The organism is Kitasatospora sp. NRRL B-11411 (assembly GCF_000721345.1).
GTDB lineage: Bacteria > Actinomycetota > Actinomycetes > Streptomycetales > Streptomycetaceae > Kitasatospora > Kitasatospora cineracea.
In genome coordinates, this window is sequence record NZ_JOGH01000306.1 from 1 (window position 1) to 540 (window position 540).

The 540-nt window shown below is 71.7% G+C and carries 1 protein-coding gene; it reads right to left on the bottom strand.

The genetic code is table 11. From position 1 onward, the window contains the following. On the bottom strand, positions 1-540 hold a 540-nt coding region (locus tag IH44_RS0140080; protein ID WP_030464778.1), incomplete at both ends, for a discoidin domain-containing protein.

Consider the following 540-nt stretch of genomic DNA (forward strand, 5'->3'; position numbering starts at 1 on the left):
CTTCAGGACGGCCTTGGTCAGGCTCAGCGAGCAGCCGAGGTCGACCTGGATCCACTGCGGGAAGGCGTTGTTGGTGCTCTCCCAGTAGCTGTTGGCGTCACCGTCGACCGCGTTGCCGGGGCCGTAGGTCTGGCTGGTGCCGGAGGCCGTGGCCGGGCGGCCCTGGGCCAGGTTGCCGGTGCCGGTCGGGCATGTCGGGCCCGAGGAGGACGAGGGAGACGAGGACGGGGACGGCGAGGAGGACGGGGACGGGGAGGAGCTGCCGTTGCCGCCGCCGAAGAGCTGGAGCTCGGAGAGCTGTGCGGCGGGCCAGCCGGTGTTGCCGGTGACGTTGAGGCGCAGGTAGCGGGTCGGGGTGGTGGGGAGGTTGATGGTGGCGGTGTTGCCGGTGGCCGGGTCGAAGGTGTAGCCGGCGGAGTTCACCAGGGTGGTGAAGGTGGCGCCGTCGGTGGAGCCCTGGACGGTGAGGGTCTGGGTCCGGGTGGCCCAGGCGGTGGCCGGGGGGAGCTTCAGGACGGCCTTGGTCAGGCTCAGCGAGCA